The organism is Photobacterium sp. NCIMB 13483 (genome assembly GCF_003025475.1).
Classification (GTDB): Bacteria; Pseudomonadota; Gammaproteobacteria; order Enterobacterales; family Vibrionaceae; genus Photobacterium; species Photobacterium piscicola.
In genome coordinates this window covers 1-1,259 of sequence record NZ_PYLV01000055.1, presented here as the reverse complement: position 1 = coordinate 1,259, position 1,259 = coordinate 1, and the positions used below count along the sequence as shown (strand labels likewise).

Below are 1,259 nucleotides of genomic sequence, written 5' to 3'. Positions count from 1 at the left end.
TTGTAGTGGTACATTAAATTTGGCCACCTAGTTAGAGGTGATATCATCACCTCATAATTTAATAGGTGACACTATGACTAAAAGAATACGCCCTAATTTTACACCCGAATTTCGATTAGAATCAGCACAACTCGTTTTAGATCAAGGCTACTCCATAAAAGAAGCCGCTGAAGCAATGAATGTCGGTAAATCAACAATGGATAAGTGGGTTCGACAACTTAAAGATGAACGTGGTGGGATTACACCAAAAGCAACACCAATGACACCTGACCAGCTTAAAATTCGTGAATTAGAAAAGAAGATTAAACGGATTGAAATGGAGAAAGAAATACTAAAAAAAGCAACCGCTCTTTTGGCCTCGGACTCATTCAAAACTTCATTTTAGTTGATGAATTAAAAGCTTATTATCCTGTATCTATCCTCTGCAATGTCTTTGACATTCATCGCAGTAGCTATAAATATTGGGCTAAACGGCCCAAAACGCAGTCAAAAGAGCAAGTGCTATTATCTAGTGAAGTGAAGGCTGCACATCGTGCTAGTGGTGGCTCTGCAGGAGCCAGAACGATTGCAGGTATCGTTACAACTAAAGGCGTGTCGTTAAGTCGATATAAAGCCACTAACATCATGAAAAAATTAGGGTTAGTCAGTTGTCAGGTTAAGAAGCATCGTTATAAAAAAGCAGAAAATGAACATCTAAATATCCCTAATACATTAGATCGCCAGTTTGCAGTTACTGAGCCTAATCAGGTTTGGTGTGGCGATGTGACGTATATTTGGTCAGGACAACGTTGGTTGTACCTTGCTGTTGTGATTGATTTATTTTCTCGTAAGGTTATTGGCTGGGCAATGTCAGGCTCACCCAATACAGATCTAACAGGTAAAGCCCTTTCGATGGCTTATGAAGTTCGAGGGGCGCCTAAAGGTGTCATGTTTCATTCAGATCAAGGCTGTCATTATACAAGTAAACAATTTCGCCGATTACTTTGGCGGTATCAAATTACACAAAGTATGAGTCGACGTGGAAATTGTTGGGATAATGCTCCAATGGAGCGATTTTTTAGAAGTTTTAAAACAGAATGGATGCCAACGGCGGGTTATAGCTCATCGAATGAAGCTAAAGTGGCGATCACTAAATACATTATCCGATATTACAACCAAGTCAGGCCCCATCAATATAACGGTGGTTTGACACCGAATGAATCAGAACGCCGATTTAATAATGAATACAAATCAGTGGCCAATTTTACTTGACCACTTCA

Annotated in this window: 1 protein-coding gene; it reads left to right on the top strand. The window is 39.6% G+C overall.

All coding sequences use genetic code 11. The annotated features are described in order from the left end of the window. Positions 1-73: 73 nt before the first annotated feature. Positions 74-1,251 (top strand): IS3 family transposase gene (locus C9I86_RS19745; RefSeq protein WP_369926393.1). Its coding sequence is split into 2 segments (ribosomal slippage): positions 74-332 and positions 332-1,251, totalling 1,179 coding nucleotides; the frame shifts between segments, so codons are not numbered across the junction. Positions 1,252-1,259: the final 8 nt, after the last annotated feature.